At 71.0% G+C, this 17,793-nt stretch carries 13 protein-coding genes; 8 read left to right on the forward strand and 5 right to left on the reverse strand.

The genetic code is table 11. The annotated features are described in order from the left end of the window. Positions 1-93 precede the first annotated feature (93 nt). Complete coding sequence (thrS, locus tag KYK13_RS27730; RefSeq protein ID WP_223635513.1) at positions 94-1,296, forward strand: threonine--tRNA ligase; 1,203 nt, start codon at positions 94-96, stop codon at positions 1,294-1,296. A 67-nt stretch (positions 1,297-1,363) separates the two neighbouring features. On the opposite strand, the gene KYK13_RS27735 is transcribed toward thrS, so the two are convergent. Further along, positions 1,364-2,866 carry an FAD-dependent monooxygenase gene (locus KYK13_RS27735; RefSeq protein ID WP_223635515.1) on the reverse strand — a complete coding sequence of 501 codons (1,503 nt, stop codon included), beginning with the start codon at positions 2,864-2,866 and terminating at the stop codon, positions 1,364-1,366. 62 nt (positions 2,867-2,928) lie between these two features. On the opposite strand from KYK13_RS27735, the gene KYK13_RS27740 reads away from it, so the two are divergent. Continuing rightward, positions 2,929-3,606, forward strand: a complete 678-nt coding sequence (locus tag KYK13_RS27740) for a TetR/AcrR family transcriptional regulator (protein ID WP_223635516.1) — start codon at positions 2,929-2,931, stop codon at positions 3,604-3,606. Positions 3,607-3,622: 16 nt separating this feature from the next. Here KYK13_RS27740 and KYK13_RS27745 read toward each other — a convergent pair whose 3' ends face one another. Further along, entirely contained in the window at positions 3,623-4,042 is a 420-nt protein-coding gene (locus KYK13_RS27745; protein WP_223635518.1) for a CBS domain-containing protein, read from the reverse strand. Positions 4,043-4,259: 217 nt separating this feature from the next. Here KYK13_RS27745 and msrB point away from each other — a divergent pair, with 217 nt between their 5' ends. The 3 genes from msrB to KYK13_RS27760 all read left to right on the forward strand — a co-directional run bounded on the left by msrB (position 4,260) and on the right by KYK13_RS27760 (position 8,438). After that, entirely contained in the window at positions 4,260-4,682 is a 423-nt protein-coding gene (gene msrB / locus KYK13_RS27750; protein ID WP_223635520.1) for a peptide-methionine (R)-S-oxide reductase MsrB, read from the forward strand. Positions 4,683-4,718: 36 nt separating this feature from the next. Then, positions 4,719-6,401 carry a glycoside hydrolase family 18 protein gene (locus KYK13_RS27755; protein WP_223635523.1) on the forward strand — a complete coding sequence of 561 codons (1,683 nt, stop codon included), beginning with the start codon at positions 4,719-4,721 and terminating at the stop codon, positions 6,399-6,401. Between the two features lie 132 nt (positions 6,402-6,533). Then, positions 6,534-8,438, forward strand: a complete 1,905-nt coding sequence (locus KYK13_RS27760) for a glycoside hydrolase family 18 protein (RefSeq protein WP_223635526.1) — start codon at positions 6,534-6,536, stop codon at positions 8,436-8,438. An 18-nt stretch (positions 8,439-8,456) separates the two neighbouring features. On the opposite strand, the gene purL is transcribed toward KYK13_RS27760, so the two are convergent. Further along, a complete protein-coding gene (gene purL, locus KYK13_RS27765) occupies positions 8,457-12,353 on the reverse strand; it encodes a phosphoribosylformylglycinamidine synthase (RefSeq protein ID WP_223635529.1) in 3,897 nt (1,298 codons plus the stop codon). Positions 12,354-12,613: 260 nt separating this feature from the next. Between purL and KYK13_RS27770 the strand changes: the two genes are divergently transcribed. The 3 genes from KYK13_RS27770 (at position 12,614) to KYK13_RS27780 (ending at position 16,301) form a co-directional block, all read left to right on the forward strand. Beyond that, a complete protein-coding gene (locus tag KYK13_RS27770; protein ID WP_223635532.1) occupies positions 12,614-14,506 on the forward strand; it encodes a M4 family metallopeptidase in 1,893 nt (630 codons plus the stop codon). 130 nt (positions 14,507-14,636) lie between these two features. Continuing rightward, positions 14,637-15,194 carry a DUF2378 family protein gene (locus tag KYK13_RS27775; protein ID WP_223635534.1) on the forward strand — a complete coding sequence of 186 codons (558 nt, stop codon included), beginning with the start codon at positions 14,637-14,639 and terminating at the stop codon, positions 15,192-15,194. Between the two features lie 12 nt (positions 15,195-15,206). Next, a complete protein-coding gene (locus KYK13_RS27780) occupies positions 15,207-16,301 on the forward strand; it encodes a hypothetical protein (protein ID WP_223635537.1) in 1,095 nt (364 codons plus the stop codon). 21 nt (positions 16,302-16,322) lie between these two features. Here the strand turns inward: KYK13_RS27780 and KYK13_RS27785 are convergent, their stop codons facing one another. Together KYK13_RS27785 and KYK13_RS27790 are read right to left on the reverse strand one after the other, a co-directional pair. After that, positions 16,323-17,039 carry a hypothetical protein gene (locus KYK13_RS27785; protein ID WP_223635540.1) on the reverse strand — a complete coding sequence of 239 codons (717 nt, stop codon included), beginning with the start codon at positions 17,037-17,039 and terminating at the stop codon, positions 16,323-16,325. A gap of 282 nt (positions 17,040-17,321) precedes the next feature. After that, the gene (locus tag KYK13_RS27790) at positions 17,322-17,759 is read right to left on the reverse strand and encodes a DUF2383 domain-containing protein (protein ID WP_223635542.1); all 438 of its coding nucleotides are present in this window, start codon (positions 17,757-17,759) and stop codon (positions 17,322-17,324) included. Positions 17,760-17,793: the final 34 nt, after the last annotated feature.

Consider the following 17,793-nt stretch of genomic DNA (forward strand, 5'->3'; position numbering starts at 1 on the left):
GCCCCGCCGAGTTCCGGCCGGGGCGACCGTGCACCTCACACGCCCCGTGTCCGGCCCCGGCTGCTTCATCCCGACCGACACACGGAGACGACGATGCTCGACGAACACGACCACCGCGCGCTGGGCCAGCGCCTGGACCTCTTCCACCTGCAGGAGGAGGCCCCGGGCATGGTGTTCTGGCACCCGCGCGGGCTGATGCTGTACCGGCTGCTGGAGGACCACGTCCGCCAGCGCATGCGCGAGGAGGGCTACCGCGAAGTCCGTACGCCGCAGCTGTGCTCCCAACCGCTCTGGGAGCAGAGCGGCCACTGGGAGAACTTCCGCGAGAACATGTTCTGCCTGCCTGACGGCGAGCGGAACCTGGCGCTCAAGCCGGTGAGCTGCCCGGGCCACATCCAGCTCGTGCAGCGCATGAATCCCAGCCACCGCGACCTGCCCCTGCGCCTGGGGGAGTTCGGGCTGGTGCACCGCAGCGAGCCCAGCGGCGCGCTGCACGGGCTGTTCCGCCTGCGCCAGTTCACGCAGGACGACGGCCACATCTTCTGCGCGGCGGAGCAGGTGGAGGCGGAGGTGATCCGCTTCGTGCGCTCGCTCAAGGCGTTCTACGCGGGCTTCGGCTTCGACGACGTGCAGGTGGCCTTCTCCAGCCGTCCGGCGATGCGCGCCGGCAGTGACGCGCTGTGGGACCAGGCGGAGGCGTGGCTGCAATCCGCGGCGAAGCAGGCGGGCCTCCAGTACGAGGACCAGCCCGGCCAGGGCGCCTTCTACGGGCCCAAGCTGGAGTTCGTGCTGAAGGACCGGCTGGGCCGTGCGTGGCAGTGCGGCACGATCCAATTGGACCTGGTGCTGCCCGAGCGCTTCGACCTGCACTACGCCGGGGCGTCCGGAGAGCGCCTGCGCCCGGTGATGCTTCACCGCGCGCTGTTCGGCAGCCTGGAGCGCTTCATCGGCATGCTGCTGGAGCACCACGGGGGCGCGCTACCGGCGTGGCTCGCGCCCGAGCAGGTGGTGGTGGCCTCCGTGGGCGCGGGGGCCGCCGCGTACGCGGAAGCGCTGGCGGCGCGGCTGCGGCTGGCGGGCTGCCGCGCGCGAGCGGACGTGCGCGATGAGTCGCTGTCGAAGAAGGTCCTGGGCTCGCACGAGGACGGCGTGGCGTTCCTCGCGGTGGTGGGGGGTCGCGAGGTGGAGTCCAAGGGCGTGCGCCTGCGCATGCGCGATGGCTCGCAGCGTGACCTGCCCTGGGATGACGCGGTGGCGTGGCTGTCCGCCGCGTGCCAGCCGGCCGTGGTGGGATGACCAAAGGGGCCGGGGTGTGGGCCGCTGCTCGCACCCCGGCCTCGTGGTGGAGCGCGGGGATGAACCGTCAGGGGGCCGGGAACCAGCGCTCGAGCGCGGGGCGCAGCCCGCCTTCGCGCCCGGCCCATGCGATGCAGCCATCGGGGCGGACCAGCATCGAGCGCGCTCCGGGAGCCTTCACCACTCGAAGCTGGGGTGGCCACGCGGCGCCTTGCCCGGATGCCACGCCGTCGCCATCGACGATGAGCCCGCGGCCATCGCGCATCAGCGAGTACAGGCGCGTGCGCTCTCCATCGACCGTCAGCTCGGTATCGGCGATGAGGCGCCCGACGAGCGGATCCTCATCACCGAGGTCGTAGCGCGTCGCGATGCCACTGATCATCTCGCCGAAGTGGCGATTGACGTCCGCGTAGGTGGTCAGCAACTCGGCCATGAGCTGACGCATCGCGGTCGTCTGGGGGTCGGGGCGCATGAGCGCGAGCTGCGCGCGGGTGTTGTCGAGCACGCGCGCCGCCACCGGGTGGCGCTCGGAGGTGTACGTGGCGAGGAGGCTGTCGGGGGCGCGCCCCCGCACCGTGGCCGCCAGCTTCCAGCCGAGGTTGACCGCGTCGAGCAGGCCGAGGTTCAGCCCCTGCCCTCCGAAGGGAGAGTGGACGTGGGCGGCATCCCCCGCCAGCAGCACGCGCCCCCGCTGGTAGGTCGACACGAGCCGCGCGTGGTCGCTGAAGCGCGTCGCCGAGTGCAGGGCCGTGATGCGCACGTCCGCCCCGCTGACGCGCCGCAGGCTCCGCTCGACCTCCGCCGCCGTCACGGGCGCATCGCGATGGGCCGGCGGTCCGTCGAACTCCAACACGGCCACGCGCCCGGGGATCGGACCATAGGACATCATCCCCCCGGCCGTGCGCCGCCAGCCGAGTGGAAGGAGCCGCTCGGGGTAATCGATCTCCACGAGGGCCTGGTGGCCGGTGAGGGTCGGCTCCGTGCCGGGGAAGTCGAAGCCGGCCTGCTTGCGCACCGTGCTCCGGCCTCCGTCGCAGCCCACCAGGAATGCCGCCTCGAGCAACCGCCGACCGTCAGGGCCCCGTGCCTCGACCCGCACTCGAGCGCCGGTGTCCTCGAACGATTCGACGGCATGGCCACGCCACACCTCGACCCCGAGCGCATGCGCGTGCCCGGCCAGGATGCGCTCGACTCCAGCCTGCGGGACCCCACGCAACCTCCGGCCGGGCTCGCGTTGCAAGGCCTGGTCGATCAGCGACAGCCCGGCGAAGTGGCCACCGCCGCGACGTGCCCCCACGGCCTGTGGACTCTCCTGCCCTCCCAATGACCGCGACAAGGCCTTCATCACCTCGAGCGCCGCGGCCTCCTCCGCGTCGAGCGCCGGGCCCAGCCCCCGCCGCTGGAGCGCCTCGCTGGCCACGGCCCCGATGCCGCCTGCCTTGAGGACCGGATCGGGCTCGCTGCGCCGCTCGAGCACCACCGCTCGCACTCCATTGAGTGCCAGCTCGCTCGCCAGCAGCAGGCCCGTGGGCCCCGCCCCCACCACCACATCGACTCCACGCTGTTCCATGTCGATGAACCTGGCACAAACTTTTACCAAGTACAAATTTGAACCCAGTATATGATTCAGACATGCCCCAGAATGACCGCCAGCGCGAACGCCGGCCGCGTGCGCCGAGCCCCCATCCCGATGGACTGCGTGAGCGCAAGAAGAGGGAGACGCGCCAGCTCATCTCGAATATCGCCACGGAGCTGTTCAAAGAACGCGGCTTCGAGCACGTCACCGTCGACGACGTGGCCGCCGCGGCCGACGTCTCGAAGGTGACGGTGTTCAACTACTTCCCCCGGAAGGAGGACCTCTTCTTCGACCGGAGCGACGATGTGCAGAAGCTCTTGCGCGACGCACTGGACAGCCGGGGGCGCCGCGCACCGGTGGCGGCGCTGCGGGCGCTGGCGCACACGTTGGTCGAGCAGCGCCACGGGTTCGTGAAGATGACTCCCGGCATCGCCGGCTTCTGGAAGGTCGTGGCCGACAGCCCCGCCCTCCGGGCCCGCGCGCGCGAGCTGTCCGACGAGGTGGAGCGGGATCTCGGCCGGATGCTCGCCGCGAGCGCCAGCGCCCCGGAAGGCGACCCGCTCGCGCGTCTGGTCGCCGCGCTGCTGGTCGGTACCTGGCGCGTGGCCTTTCGTGAGGCCCTGCGCCGCCAGCGGTCAGCCCGTGCCGCCATCTCCCCCGAGCCGTTCCTCGAGCTGCTCGAGCGCGGCTTCACCGCGGCCAGCGCCGCGGCCCGAGGAAGCGCCTACGTGTGAGTGCGCCAGCGGTCCATCAGGAGTAGAGGCTCAGGTGCTCCAGCGGCTCGCCGGGCCGCAAGAGCGTGAGGGGCTCCGAGGCGACGTCGTCCAGGCGGAGCAGCCCCACCGCGTGGTGCTCGGCGTCCACGACGACCAGGCGGTTGAGGTGGTGCTCCTCCATCAGGCGCTCGCCAGTCTCCAGCGGCGCGTCCTCCGGACAGGTGACGAGCGGAGCCGTCATCGCCTCGCGCACCGGGGTGCTGTCGGGGTCGTGTCCGTGGACCGTGGAGCACAGGAAGAGCTCGGAGTCGGTGAGCAGGCCCACCACCCGGCCGTGCTCGGTGACGGGCAGCGCGCCCAGGCTGGCGGTGTCCAGCCGCTCGGCGGCGGAGCGCAGGCACTCATCCGCGTCGATGGTCTTCACGTCCCTCTGCATCAGCTCGGAAATCCGCATGGGCAGGCCTCCTGGTGACGCGTGCACCGCGTCTCGGTGAAGTACAACCGGCGCACGGCCATCCAACCCATCGTCCACAAGGGTCGTCGTGTCGCGCGGAGGACGGTTGGGGGGCCGGCCCCATGCCTGCCTCCCTGGTATAGGGTGCGACGCGAAGGCTCGCGGTGCATCCAAGGCCGTGCTCCGGGCCCCTGGCCCGAAACGTGGAGGAGGACCCATGGCGGACAAGCTCATTCTTTCCAACGACGAGTGGCGCAAGCGCCTCACCCCCGAGGAGTTCCAGGTGCTGCGCCAGCACGGCACCGAGTACCCGGGGACGGGCTGTTTCCTCGGCACGAAGACGCCGGGCACCTACGTGTGCGCGGGGTGCCACAACCCGCTGTTCAAGGCCGGCACGAAGTTCGAGTCCGGCACCGGCTGGCCGTCCTTCACGCAGACGCTGTCGAAGGACTCCGTCACGGAGATCCGCGACGTGTCGCACGGCATGATTCGCACCGAGGTCCGCTGCGCGCGCTGCGACGGCCACCTGGGCCACGTGTTCCCGGACGGTCCGCCGCCCACGGGGCTGCGCTACTGCATGAACTCCGTGGCGATGAAGCACGTCCCCGAAGGCAGCCCCATCGAGCTGGTCCAGGCCTGAAGACGCGTCTCCCCTCCTCTGCGAGGATGGGAGGCCATGCGACGACTTCCCGCCCTGCTCACCGCGCTTCTGCTGGGAGGTGTTTCCCAGGCGGCCCCGCCCCCGAAGGCCGCACCTCCCGCGGCGCCCCAGGTGACGTGGCTCTATCAGGACCGGCTGGCCCCGCCCTGGGAGGACCTGACCTGGGCGGGCACGCACGCGCTGAACGCCAGCGTGGCGGGGGCCTCGGGCAGCCACGCCATCTCCGCGACGCTGGGGCCCTGGGAGGCGCTGTATTTCGGCCACCCGGGCTTCGATGTGTCACCGGACGACACGCTGGTGCTGAAGGTGAACGGCGGAAGGGGCGGCGCGAACGCGGCGGTGCGTGCGCGCGTCGTCATCGGCTCCGAGCAGCCCGTCGGCGTCCCCCTGGGCCCCACCTGCGAGGGCGGCGCCATCCCGGCCCGGAAGTGGGTCACGTGCCGCGTGTCGCTCGCGAAGCTGCTGCCTGAAGGCCGCTCGCGGATCACCGGGCTGTGGCTCCAGGAGGACAGCGGCAAGACGCTGCCGCCCCTCTTCTTCGACGACATCGGCATCGAGCGCTCGAAGGGCCCCAAGCCGGCCCCGAGCCAGGTGGCCGTGGCCAGCGTGGCGGTGAGCGCGGCGCCGGCCGTGAAGAGCGCCCCGGGCCAGGGTGGCAAGTGGGTGTCGGGCTATTACACGGGCTGGAACGCGGACGACTATCCGCCGGAGAAGGTGGACTTCAGCGCGCTCACGCACATCCTCGTGGGCCGCGTCACGCCCAGGGCCGATGGCACGCTGAGCACGAAATTCGACAACGACCGGGGGCCGGAGATTGCCCGCACGCTGTCCAGGCGTGCGCATGCGGCGGGCCGCAAGGCACTCATCATGGTGGGCGGCTCCGGTGAGCACGACGGCTGGGTGGGCGCCGCGTCCGACGCGAACCGCGCGAAGTTCGTCCAGGCGCTGCTCAAGGCAATGGACGACTTCGGCTACGACGGGCTGGACCTGGACTGGGAGCCCGTGGAGGTGCAGGACCGGCCCAAGCTGCTGGCCCTGGCGAAGGCCCTGCGCGAGGCGCGGCCGAAGATGCTCCTCACCTTCCCCCTGCATTGGATCAACACCAACTTCCCCGCGGACGCGGATCCCTGGTTCGCGGAGCTGGCGACGTCCTTTGATCAGATGAACCTGATGTCCTACGAGATGATTGGCGCGTGGGACGGCTGGAAGTCCTGGCACACGTCCGCGTTGCGCGGCGAACAGGGGCTGCACCCCACGTCCATCTCCTCCAGCCTGGCGCTGTGGGTGAAGGCAGGCATCCCCAAGGCGAAGCTGGGCATCGGCATCCCCTTCTACGGGCTCGCGTGGCGCCACATCACCGGGCCCTACCAGCCCTTCACGGACTGGTCCGACTACGTGGGCGGCGACAACTCGTTCACCTACAAGAAAATTCTCCGCTTCGCGAAGCAGGGGACGTACCAGTGGGATGAGAAGGCCCAGGCCAGCTACGTGACGTTCGCGAAGGACAAGGCCGTGGAGGACGGCACGGTGACGTGGATCTCCTACGACAGTCCGCAGGCCATCGCCGCGAAGGGCGCCTTCGTGAAGCAGGAAGGCTACGGCGGCACCATCATCTGGACGCTCAACCAGGGGTGCATCGACCCTGAGTCCGGCGCCAATCCACTGCTGGACGCGGTGAGGGCTGCCTTCCTCCCGTAGGCTGTCATCACGGGCCATCCCGCCCCTCCTTCCGGGTGGGGTGACTGGCGATGCCCCCGTCCCGAATCTCCTTGGCACCCGCCATCCCGGCGCGGCGTGTGAGCGCGAGCGCTTACGTTCCGAGGGAGTGCCATGCGAAGTTCGTTCAGACAGTGGTCGCCCGTCATGCTGGCCTTCGCGCTGTTCGCGAGGCTGGCGCTGGCGGCTGCTCCCAGCGCACCACCAACGCCCGAGTCCCCTGGACTCGAGGGCTTCGAGATCGGCTCCACGACGTGGATCTACCGCGACCAGATGGAGTCACCCTGGCTGGATTATTCCTGGGGTCAGCACTCACTGCGCGCCACCAACCCCGTGGCCTCCGGCACCTACTCCATCTCCGTGAAGATGGGCCCCTGGGATGCGCTGTACTTCGCGCACCCGGGCTTGGACGTGGTGCCCGGGGACATGCTGGTGCTGAAGGTGCACGGAGGGACCGAGGGTGAGGACGCGCCGGTGCGCGTGCGCGCCGTCATCGGCACCGAGCAGCCCATTGGCGTTCTCCTGGGCCCCACCTGCGATGGCGGCGCCATCCGCGCCGGGCGCTGGACCACGTGCCGGGTGCCGCTCGAGCAGCTCCTGTCCGGGGGCAGGACGCGGATCACGGGCCTCTGGCTCCAGGAGAGCCGGGGGCGCGCGCTGCCGATGCTCTTCTTCGACGACATCGGCGTGACGCACCGGGAAGTGCCCCCGGTGCGCATCACCGTGAGCCCGGAGAGCGCCGTGCTGACGCCTGGTGCCTCACGGACGTTCACCGCCACCGTGACCGGTACGAACGACACCGCGGTGGAGTGGAGCGTCGAGCCGCCCGGGACCGGTGGCACCATCACGGCCACGGGCGTCTACACCGCGCCCTCGGCGCCGGGGACCTACCGCGTGGCCGCGCGGAGCCACGCGGATCCGAGCCAGGTGGCGAGGGCCGCCATCCAGGTCGTGCCCGACACGAACCCAGGGACGGGCAAGTGGGTGTCGGGCTACTACACGGGCTGGAACGCGGACCTCTACCCTCCGGAAAAGGTGGACTTCAGCGCCATCACCCACCTGTTGGTCGGCCGCGCCACGCCGAGACCGGATGGAACGTTGAGCACGCAGTTCGACAACGACCAGGGGCCGCAGATCGCCCGCACGCTCTCGCAGCGCGCGCACGCCGCGGGCCGCAAGGCGCTCATCATGGTGGGCGGCTCCGGCGAGCATGACGGCTGGGTGGGCGCCGCGTCCGACGCGAACCGCGCGAAGTTCGTCCAGGCGCTGCTCAAGGCCCTGGATGACTTCGGCTACGACGGGCTGGACCTGGACTGGGAGCCCGTGGAGGTGCAGGACCGGCCCAAGCTGCTGGCCCTGGTCCAGGCCCTGCGCAGCGCACGCCCGGCGATGCTCCTCACCTTCCCCATCCATTGGATCAACACCAACTTCCCAGAGGACGCGGACCCCTGGTACGCGCAGCTCGCCCCGTACCTGAACCAGGTGAACGTCATGACCTACGAGATGGTCGGTCCCTGGGACGGCTGGCAGTCCTGGTACACGTCCGCGCTGCGCGGCGAACAGGGGCTGCACCCCTCGTCCGTCTCCTCCAGCCTGGCGCTGTGGGTGCAGGCGGGCATCCCCAAGGCGAAGCTGGGCATGGGCATCCCGTTCTACGGGCTCGCGTGGCGCCACATCACCGGGCCCTACCAGCCCTTCACGGACTGGTCCGACTACGTGGGCGGCGACAACTCGTTCACCTACAAGAAGATCCTCGACTACTCGCCGTGGGGGACCCTCCAGTGGGACAGCGTGGCCCAGGCTGACTACATCACCTTCCCGCCGAACACGCCCATCGAGGACGGCACGGTGCGATGGATCTCCTATGACGGCCCCCGGGCCATCGCCGCGAAGGGCGCGTTCGCGAAGCAGCAGGGCTACGGGGGCACCATCATCTGGACCGTCAACCAGGGGTGCACCAATCCCGCGACGGGCGCCAACCCGCTGTTGGACGCCGTGCGGAAGGCCTTCCTGGAGTGACGCGACGCCCGCGTCACCTCAGCCCAGGGCGACGCGGGCGTTGCGGAACATGCGCATCCAGGGGCCGTCCTCGCCCCACTCCGCCGGGTGCCAGGAGTGCTGCACGGTGCGGTGCACGCGCTCCGGGTGCGGCATGGTGATGGTGAAGCGCCCGTCCTTCGTGGTGACCCCGGCGATGGCGTGCGGCGAGCCGTTGGGGTTGGCCGGGTACTTCGTGGCCACCTGGCCCCGGTTGTCCACCCAGCGCGTCGACACCAGCCCGGAGGCGTTGAAGCGCGCGGCGGCCTCCGCGTTGGCGAACTCCGCCCGCCCCTCGCCGTGCGACACGACGATGAGCATCCGGCTGCCCTCCATGCCCTTGTAGAAGAGCGAAGGCGACGGCGCGATCTCGACGGTGCCCAGGCGGGCCTCGAACTGCTCGGACGCGTTGCGCACGAAGCGGGGCCAGCCCTCCGCGCCGGGGATGAGCTCGCGCAGCTGCGCGAACATCTGGCAGCCGTTGCACGCGCCCAGGCCGAAGCTGTCCGGCCGCGCGAAGAACTCCGAGAACGCGTCGCGCGTGCGTGGGTTGAAGAGGATGGATTTGGCCCACCCGCCGCCCGCGCCCAGCACGTCGCCGTAGCTGAAGCCGCCGCACGCCATCACGCCGTGGAAGTCCTTCAGCGACGCGCGGCCCGACAGCAGGTCGCTCATGTGCACGTCCACCGCGGTGAAGCCCGCGCGCGTGAACGCCGCCGCCATCTCCTGCTGGCTGTTGACGCCCTGCTCGCGCAGCACCGCCACGCGGGGCCGCGCCCCCTTCGCGATGTACGGCGCCGCCACGTCCACCGCCGGGTCGAACGTGAGCTTCGGCGACAGGCCCGGGTCCTGCGCGTCGCACCTGGCGGCGTACTCCTCCTCCGCGCAGGAGGGGTTGTCGCGCAGCTTCTGGATCTCGTAGCTCACGCGGGACCAGGTGCGCTTGAGCGCCATTGTCTCCTCCGCGAGGAGCTCCCGGCCGCCGTGCCGCACGCGCACCACCTGCTCGGGCGTGGGCCGTCCCAGCTCGTGGACGTGAGAGCCCAGGCCGTGGCGGGCGAGCACCTCCCGCACGCGCGCCACGCCGGACGCGCGCACCTGCACCACCGCGCCCAGCTCCTCGTTGAAGAGGGCCGCCACCGCGTCGTTGCCCAGCGCGGACAGGTCCACGTCCAGGCCGCAGTGGCCCGCGAAGGCCATCTCCGTGAGCGTGGACCAGAGGCCACCGTCGGAGCGGTCGTGGTACGCGAGCAGCACTCGCGCCGCCTGGAGCTCCTGCACCGCCAGGAAGAAGCCCTTCAGCGCCGCCGCATCATCCACGTCCGGGCACTCGGGCCCCACCTGCTGGTGCACCTGCGCCAGCACGGACGCGCCCAGCCGCTGGCGGCCCTTCGCGATGTCCAGGAACAGCAGGCGCGTGTCCCCCGCCACGTCCACCGGCTGCGGCGTCAGCGTGACGCGCGCGTCGAGCACCGGCGCGAACGCGGTGATGATGAGCGACAGGGGCGCCGTCACCGCCTTCTTCTGGCCGTCCTCCTGCCACTGCGTGCGCATGGACATGGAGTCCTTGCCCACCGGGATGGCGATGCCCAGCGCAGGGCACAGCTCCATGCCCACCGCGTGCACCGCCGCGTAGAGGTTCGCGTCCTCGCCGGGGCTGCCCGCCGCCGCCATCCAGTTGGCGGACAGCTTCACGTCCGACAGCTTCGCGATCCGCGCCGAGGCGATGTTGGTGAGCGCCTCGCCCACCGCCATGCGCGCGGAGGCGGCCGCGTCCACCAGCGCCACCGGGGTGCGCTCCCCCAGCGCCATGGCCTCGCCCGTGTCCGACATCAGCGAGGACAGCGTCACCGCGCAGTCCGCCACCGGCACCTGCCACGGGCCCACCATCTGGTCGCGCGCCGTGTGGCCGCCCACGGAGCGGTCGCCAATGGTGATGAGGAACGACTTGTCCGCCACCGTCGGGTGCGACAGCACCGCGTGCGCCACGGCCTTCAGGTCTGTCGGGATGCTCAGCGGCGCGTGCCTCAGCGGGCGCGACGCGAAGTCGCGGTGCATGCGCGGCGCCTTGCCGAAGAGGACGTCCATGGGCAGCGCGATGGGCGTGTCCCCCAACTCGCGGTCCGTCAGCGTGAGCACCTGCTCCTGGGTGGCCTCGCCCAGCACGGCGAAGGGGGCGCGCTCGCGCTCGCACAGCGCGGCGAAGCGCGGCAGGTCCTCCGGCGCCACGCCCAGCACGTAGCGCTCCTGCGCCTCGTTGCACCAGATTTCGACCGGGGACATGCCCGGCTCGTCGTTGGGCACCTCGCGCAATTCCAGCCGGCCGCCCAGCCCGTTGTCGTGCGCCAGCTCCGGCAGCGCGTTGGACAGGCCGCCCGCGCCCACGTCGTGGATGGAGCGCACGGGGTTCTTCTCGCCCAGCATCCAGCACTGGTCGATGACCTCCTGGCAGCGGCGCTCCATCTCCGCGTTGTCCCGCTGCACGGAGGCGAAGTCCAGGTCCGCCGCGCTCGCGCCCTGCGCCATGGAGGACGCCGCGCCGCCGCCCAGGCCGATGAGCATCGCCGGGCCGCCCAGCACGATGAGCTTGTCGCCCGCGCGCAGCGGGGCCTTCTTCACGTGGTCCGCGCGGATGTTGCCCAGGCCGCCCGCCAGCATGATGGGCTTGTGGTAGCCGCGCACCTCCACGCCCTCGGGCGTGGGCACGTGCTGCTCGAAGCTGCGGAAGTAGCCGGTGAGGTTGGGCCGGCCGAACTCGTTGTTGAACGCGGCGCCGCCCAGCGGCCCGTCCACCATGATGTCCAGCGCGGACACGATGCGGTCCGGCTTGCCGTAGGGCACCTCCCACGGCCGCGCGAAGTCCGGCAGGCGCAGGTGGCTGACGGAGAAGCCGGTGAGCCCCGCCTTGGGCTTCGCGCCGCGTCCGGTGGCGCCCTCGTCGCGGATTTCACCGCCCGCGCCCGTGGCCGCGCCCGGGTACGGCGAGATGGCGGTGGGGTGGTTGTGCGTCTCCACCTTCATCATGATGTGGGCCGGCTCGCGCACGGTGCTCCACTCGCGCGCCTCGCCCTGCGGGAAGAAGCGCTCCACCTCGAAGCCCTCGATGACGGCGGCGTTGTCCTTGTACGCGGACAGCACGCCGCCCGGGCTCTGGGCGTAGGTGTTCTTGATGGCCTGGAACAGCGAGCGCTCGCGCGGCTGGCCATCCACCGTCCACGACGCGTTGAAGATCTTGTGGCGGCAGTGCTCGCTGTTCGCCTGCGCGAACATCATCAACTCCACGTCGGTGGGGTTGCGCTTCAGCTCCGTGAAGCGCGCCACCAGGTAGTCGATCTCGTCCTCCGCCAGCGCCAGGCCCAGTTCACCGTTGGCCTTCGCCAGCGCCGCGCGGCCTCCGCCCAGCACGTCCACCCGCGTGAGCGGCCGGGGCGAGTCCGTGCGGAACAACACCTCCGCGTCCTCCAGCCGGGGCAGCACCGCCTGCGTCATCCGGTCGTGGAGCACCGCCTCCACACCCTCCGCCTCGTTCGCGTCCAGCGGCCGGCCGCCGGGGCCGGTGAGGAAGAACGCGATGCCGCGCTCCATGCGGCGCACCCGCGGGAGGCCGCAGTGGTGCGCGATGTCCGTCGCCTTGGAGGCCCACGGCGACACCGTGCCCGGACGCGGCACCACCAGCAGCAGCGTGCCGGTGCGCTCGCGCTTCGCCGCGTGGGGGCCGTACTCCAGCAGGCGCTCCAGCCTCGCGGACTCGTCCTGCGTCAGCGGCGCGGACGCGTCCACGAAGTGCACGAACTCCGAGTAGAGGGTGGCCACCGTAGGCACCCGCTCCCGGCAACGGACGAGCAGCTTGGCGAGCCTGAATTCGGAGAGGGCCGGAGCCCCGCGCAGCGTGAGCATGAAGGTCCTTGCGAACGGGTGACGGGAGGTAACAGCGGGGCCGTCCTTATCACTGCGCCCCGCGTCACAACGTCCGGAGTTCGTGCCAGGACGCCCGCACAGCACCCAGGTGGGTGAACCACCGCCGACGTGGGCCCTCCTCCGTCCCCTGGGTCATGCCCCAGAGTCCCGGCCATCCATGGATTCACCTGACAGTCAGACATTCATGCTTTGCTTCCCAAGCTTCACGAACAGTCGTTTCGTCACACTGGGGGCATGTCATGACGCGAAAGAACCGCTGGCTCCTCGCCGGCCTGACGTTCACGCTGTCCGCATGTGGTGTGGGAGGACCTGAAGCCGAGGCGCCTTCCCCTCCTTCCGAGGCCCGCCTGGGGGACCTGCGGTCGGCGCTGGGAGCGCTTCCTGGCGCGGAGGTGAGAGGGGTGCACTCGGACGGCGTGCCCCAGTTCATCCAGGGGGAGCTGGGCACGACGGGCCGTCCCATCCCGGGTGCCAGCGCCTGGCAGGCGCACGCGCTGCTGGAGCCCACCCTGCGGCGCGTGCTGCCCGCCTTCCGGCTGACGGAGAAGGACGTGGTGCCGCAGCGCATCCAGCGGGACTCGCTGGGCCACACGCACGTGCGCTACGCGCAGACCAAGGGAGGACTCCCGGTGGTGAACGAGGAGCTCATCGTCCACCTGGACGCGCAGGGGCAGGTGTACGCGGTGAACGGCACCGCGCGCGACGGTGAACCCCTGCCGGCCCGGGCCCGCCTCCGCGCGGAGGCCGCGCGCGAGGCGGCGCTGGCGACGTCCCCGGCGGGCAGCAGCGCGGGAGCGCCCCGGGAGGTCTTCCTCCGGCCGGCCCCGGAGGCGGCCCTGGTCCGGGCCTTCGAGGTGGTGGTGTCCGGCCAGGACGCGGACGGCCTGCCGCTGCGCGACCGCGTCTACGTCAGCGCGGCGGATGGCCGCGAGGTGCTGCGCGCGCCGGAAATCCATGCCGCGCGCTTCCGCAACGTGTGCTCGGTGGGGGGGACCAACCCGGGCCTGTGTCGGCCTGAAGGCATCCAGCCCAAGGGGGACCCGGTCATCGACAGGACGTACGACCACCTGGGCCTGTTCTACGACTGCTTCCAGCAGAACTTCGCCCGCGACTCCTTTGACAACGCGGGCGGGTCGCTGACGGCGAAGGTGCACTACGGCAACCACTATGCGAACGCGTACTGGGACGGAACCACGCTGGTGTGCGGCGACGGCGACAGTACCTACCTCGCGCCACCGTGCACCGACCCGGACATCGTCGTGCACGAGTACATGCACGCCGTGACGGAGCTCACGTCCAACCTCGTCTACAGCGGCCAGTCCGGCATGCTCAGCGAGTCCATGTCCGACATCTTCGCCGCGACGTGCACGAGCTGGGCGACGGGCACCTGGAGCACCGGGCCGGACGTGTGGCGCATTGCCGAGCAGGCTTTCACGCCGAGCGACCCCACGGACGCCCTGCGCTACATGGACGACCCCATGCTGGACGGCGACTCCGTGGACTACGCCCCGGACCTGGTCGCCGGCACGGACGTGCACTACGGCTCCGGCGTGCCCAACCTGGCGTTCAAGCTGCTGGCCACCGGTGGCGTGCACCCGCGAGGCAAGTCGCAGGTGAACGTGCCGGCCATCGGCGTGGAGGCGGCGGCCCACATCTTCTATTACGCCAACACCTACGTCTTCCCCTCCAACACCACCCTCGACGGCGCCAGGCTGGGGACGCGGACGGCGGCGCAGAACCTGGGCTACAGCACCGCCGTCCAGGACGCGTTGGAGGCAGCGTGGAACGCGGTGGGAGTGGGCCTCCCCCCGCCGCCGCCCGGCTGCGTGCCGCTGCCCAACAACACCACGGTGTCCATGATCTACGGCAGCGCCGGGTCTGCGAGGAGCTACTGCTTCGACGTGCCCGCGAACACGCCCTCCACGGTGACCATCTCCGGCGGCACCGGGGACGTGGACCTCTACACGCGCTTCGACCGGTCGCCCACGACGCAGCTCTACGACTGCCGTCCGTACCTGACGGGAAACAACGAGACCTGCAACCTGGCGGCGCGGCCCAACGCGGGCCGCCAGTGGATCATGCTCCGGGGCTACACGGCCTACAGCGGCGTGAGCCTGACCGTGCACTACTGACGCACCCGGCGCTCGCCCCCGCCGCATACCCGCGGTGAGGGTGGGCACCTGGGGGCTGGCCTCCTCGCGGGCCCTGGGCGAAGAATGCGCGCCCGGGGCCGCTTCGGGCCTCGGGCGAGGTCAGAGGGGCATGAGGGACGAGCGCGTCATCTTCAGCAGCAGCGTGGACAGCCTGTACCGCAAGGTGCTGGCCCCCTCCCTGACGCCCGAACTGGTGGACCGGCTGCGCGCGCGGGGGATGAACCTCCACGCGCCGCTGCTCGCCGCCTACCCGCTGGCCGTCTGGGTGGACTGCCTGGCGGACACGGCCCGCACGCTCCACCCGGACCGGCCGGTGGAGGAGGGCCGGCGCCTGATGGGCCGGCGCATGGTGGAGGGCTACGCGCAGACGCTGGTGGGCGGCGCCGTCCTCACGCTGGCGCGCGTGGTGGGCCCCATGCGCTCGCTCGAGCGGATGCAGCACAACTTCCGCAGCGGCAACAACTACACGGAGACGCGGCTCACCATGCTGGGCCCCACCCAGGCGGACCTCTGGTTCAATGAGCCGGAGGCGCTGGAGGGCTTCGTGGACGGCGTGCTGGAGGAAGGGATGTTGCGCGTGGGAGTCCAGGGGCTCACCCTGCACCGCACCCGCCACTCGCCCGAATCCGCCACCTACCACCTGGAGTGGGCCGCCCGGGCTTCCTGACCCCTTCCCTTCATGTCCTCCATCCTTTCGACGCTGCCCGCCCTCTACCAGGACCTCCTGCCGGCCTTCTTCCGCAAGGACGCGCCCACGGAGACCAAGGCCACCTGTTCGAACTGCGCCATGAGCCGCGCCTCCGCGCCGGCCACCGTGGAGTCGGTGGACGGGGCGGAGCACCTGTTCCGGCCGGACACCAAGTGCTGCACGTACCAGCCCCGGCTGCCCAACTACCTCGTGGGCGCGCTGCTGTCGGATGACTCGCCGCAGATGGCGGAGGGGCGCCGGCGCATCGAGGCGAAGATCGACAGCCGCATCGGCGTGAGCCCGCAGTGGGTGAAGCCGCCGGCGAAGTTCAACCACCTGTACAAGAACGCGCACCAGTTCTTCGGCCGCGCGTCGTCGCTGCGCTGCCCGTACTACGCGCTGGAGACCGGCGGCTGCACCATCTGGGCGTACCGCGAATCCGTCTGCTCGACGTTCTTCTGCAAGTACGTGGCGGGCCGGGACGGCCAGCGCTTCTGGATGTCCCTCAAGACGTACCTGACGCTGGCGGAGTTCCAGCTGTCGCGCCACGCGCTGCTCCAGCTGATGCCGGAGTTCCTGCTGGACGGCAAGGACAAGGCGGAGGTGGCCACCGCGCCGCTGTCCGTGGAGGACCTGGACGACGCGGCGCCCCCGGCGAAGGCATACGCGGCGCTCTGGAAGGGGTACGCCGGGCTGGAGAAGGACTTCTACCGCGCCTGCTACGACGCCGTGCGCGCCGTGTCCCGGGACGAGCTGGAGCGGATGCTGGGCCTGGACGGCACCATCGAATTGAAGGTGCTGGAGAAGCTGCACACGAACGCCACCGCGCCCTCGCTGCCGCGCGTCCTGCGCTTCAACCCGGACGCGACGGTGAAGTGGTTGCCGGATGGCAGCGTGGCCCTGGGCTCGTACAGCGAATACGACGCGGTGGCCCTGCCGGGCGAGGCCTACCCGCTGCTGGTGGAGTTCACCGGCCAGAAGCCCGTGGACGCCGTGCGCCAGCACCTGCGCGACCACAAGCAGGCGGACCTGGATCCGGACATCCTCCTGGAGCTGTACCGGCACCGCATCCTCATCGAGCCGTGAGCGCCGTCGCCGGTCGCGGACTCAGGGCTGGCCCGCGAAGGCGCCCACGTCGCGCAGCCAGCGGGCGATCTTCTGGGTGCGCTCCCACGCGGGCTCGGCGGCGACCAGGTGCTCCGCCAGCCACGCGCTGAAGGCCGGGTCGCCCGCGCGCAGCCACGCGGCGGACTCGGCCAGCTCATGGGCGGCGGCCTCCCACGCGCGGCGCATGGCGCTGGCCACGGCCATCAGCTCCGAGATGCAGCGGGTGAACACCTCCATGCCCACCGTCACCTCGTTGGCGGTGTCGCCGCAGGACAGGGCCAGGGCGCGCAGGTGGCCCAGGTCCTTGAGCAGCCCCTGCTCCAGCGCCGCGGCGGTGCCCAGGCGGGCCTGGGCGGCGCGCTGGAGCAGCTCCACGTCATCGCAGAGCTGACGGAAGGCCACGTCATCCCCCGCGGGGAAGCCCCCCCGGCGGCGCAGGCGCACGCCCACGGCCTGCCACAGGTTGCAGTAGACGAACACCTCGTCGACGCTGCGGCGCACGTGCGGCGGGATGTGGTCCAGGAAGTCCACCACGCTCGCGCGGGCTTCGCGGATGAAGGCATCGCCCCGGGGGGTGTGCTCCACCACGCCGCGCGCGAGCTGGAGCACGCGCCAGGCCCACTGCAGGGCGCGCTCGGAGGTGGTGAAGAGCACCTCCACGCCGGTGCCCAGGGCGCCCGCGGCGTAGCTGGTGTCGGCGGTCGTCGGGGAGGGCACGGACGCGGGCCCTGCGTCTTCAGCGCACCCGTCCTGCGGGCGGGAAGCCGGTGGTCCCGCGTCCTCGCTGTCGGAGACGGCCCCGGGCTCGCGCGGCCTCGGCACCGTGTGCTCACGCCCCATTCGCCACTTCACCTTCGTTCGCCGGAGGAAGCCCCTCCCTCCCGAATATCGCATGCCTCCCGGGGCCTCCAGGCCCGGATGTGCGATGCATCACAAGTTGCCCATCCTCTCATCGGGGATGGGCACCTCGCGATGTCCGGCACTGCGCAACCCCTCCATTCAGTGCAGGTTGGGATTGTGCTTCAGGCGGCTGAGCCGGTCATGCGTCTGCTTCTGGGCGGGAAGGAGCTGCTGACGCGCGAAGCTGCGGGCCTCGCCGTGGAGCTTGGCCACGTCGCGGTTGTAGTCCGCCAGGCCATGGTCCTCGCCCTGCTCCAGCGCGTCGATGGCGGCCTTCTCTCCCAGCAGGTCGGCCCCGCCCTGGACGATCTTCGCGAAGGTCCCCCAGACACCGGAGCCCTCCGCCGGACTGCCGCCCAGCTTCTGGATGCGCTCCTTGAGCGCCTCGACGCGGGCCTCATGGTCATGGAGGCAGGCATCCACCTCCGTACGGGCGATGTCGCTCTTCAGGTGTTTGCTCGCCTGCCGGTAGGTCTCCACGGCGGACAGCTCACCGCGCAGGAAGGAGTTCAGCGTCTCGATGTCGGTGTTGGCCATGACGTCATCTCCTTGGTTTCCGGTGAATGCGATC

The organism is Corallococcus sp. EGB (assembly GCF_019968905.1).
Lineage (GTDB): Bacteria > Myxococcota > Myxococcia > Myxococcales > Myxococcaceae > Corallococcus.

Bases quoted from the DNA above. Each gene is read 5' to 3' on its own strand.
- KYK13_RS27780 (WP_223635537.1), top strand. From the start codon at position 15,207: ATGTCCTCCATCCTTTCGACGCTGCCCGCCCTCTACCAGGACCTCCTG.
- KYK13_RS27755 (WP_223635523.1), top strand. From the start codon at position 4,719: ATGCGACGACTTCCCGCCCTGCTCACCGCGCTTCTGCTGGGAGGTGTT.
- KYK13_RS27760 (WP_223635526.1), top strand. From the start codon at position 6,534: ATGCGAAGTTCGTTCAGACAGTGGTCGCCCGTCATGCTGGCCTTCGCG.
- KYK13_RS27735 (WP_223635515.1), bottom strand. From the start codon at position 2,866: ATGGAACAGCGTGGAGTCGATGTGGTGGTGGGGGCGGGGCCCACGGGC.
- KYK13_RS27790 (WP_223635542.1), bottom strand. From the start codon at position 17,759: ATGGCCAACACCGACATCGAGACGCTGAACTCCTTCCTGCGCGGTGAG.
- KYK13_RS27745 (WP_223635518.1), bottom strand. From the start codon at position 4,042: ATGCGGATTTCCGAGCTGATGCAGAGGGACGTGAAGACCATCGACGCG.
- thrS (WP_223635513.1), top strand. From the start codon at position 94: ATGCTCGACGAACACGACCACCGCGCGCTGGGCCAGCGCCTGGACCTC.
- KYK13_RS27740 (WP_223635516.1), top strand. From the start codon at position 2,929: ATGCCCCAGAATGACCGCCAGCGCGAACGCCGGCCGCGTGCGCCGAGC.
- KYK13_RS27775 (WP_223635534.1), top strand. From the start codon at position 14,637: ATGAGGGACGAGCGCGTCATCTTCAGCAGCAGCGTGGACAGCCTGTAC.
- purL (WP_223635529.1), bottom strand. From the start codon at position 12,353: ATGCTCACGCTGCGCGGGGCTCCGGCCCTCTCCGAATTCAGGCTCGCC.
- msrB (WP_223635520.1), top strand. From the start codon at position 4,260: ATGGCGGACAAGCTCATTCTTTCCAACGACGAGTGGCGCAAGCGCCTC.
- KYK13_RS27770 (WP_223635532.1), top strand. From the start codon at position 12,614: ATGACGCGAAAGAACCGCTGGCTCCTCGCCGGCCTGACGTTCACGCTG.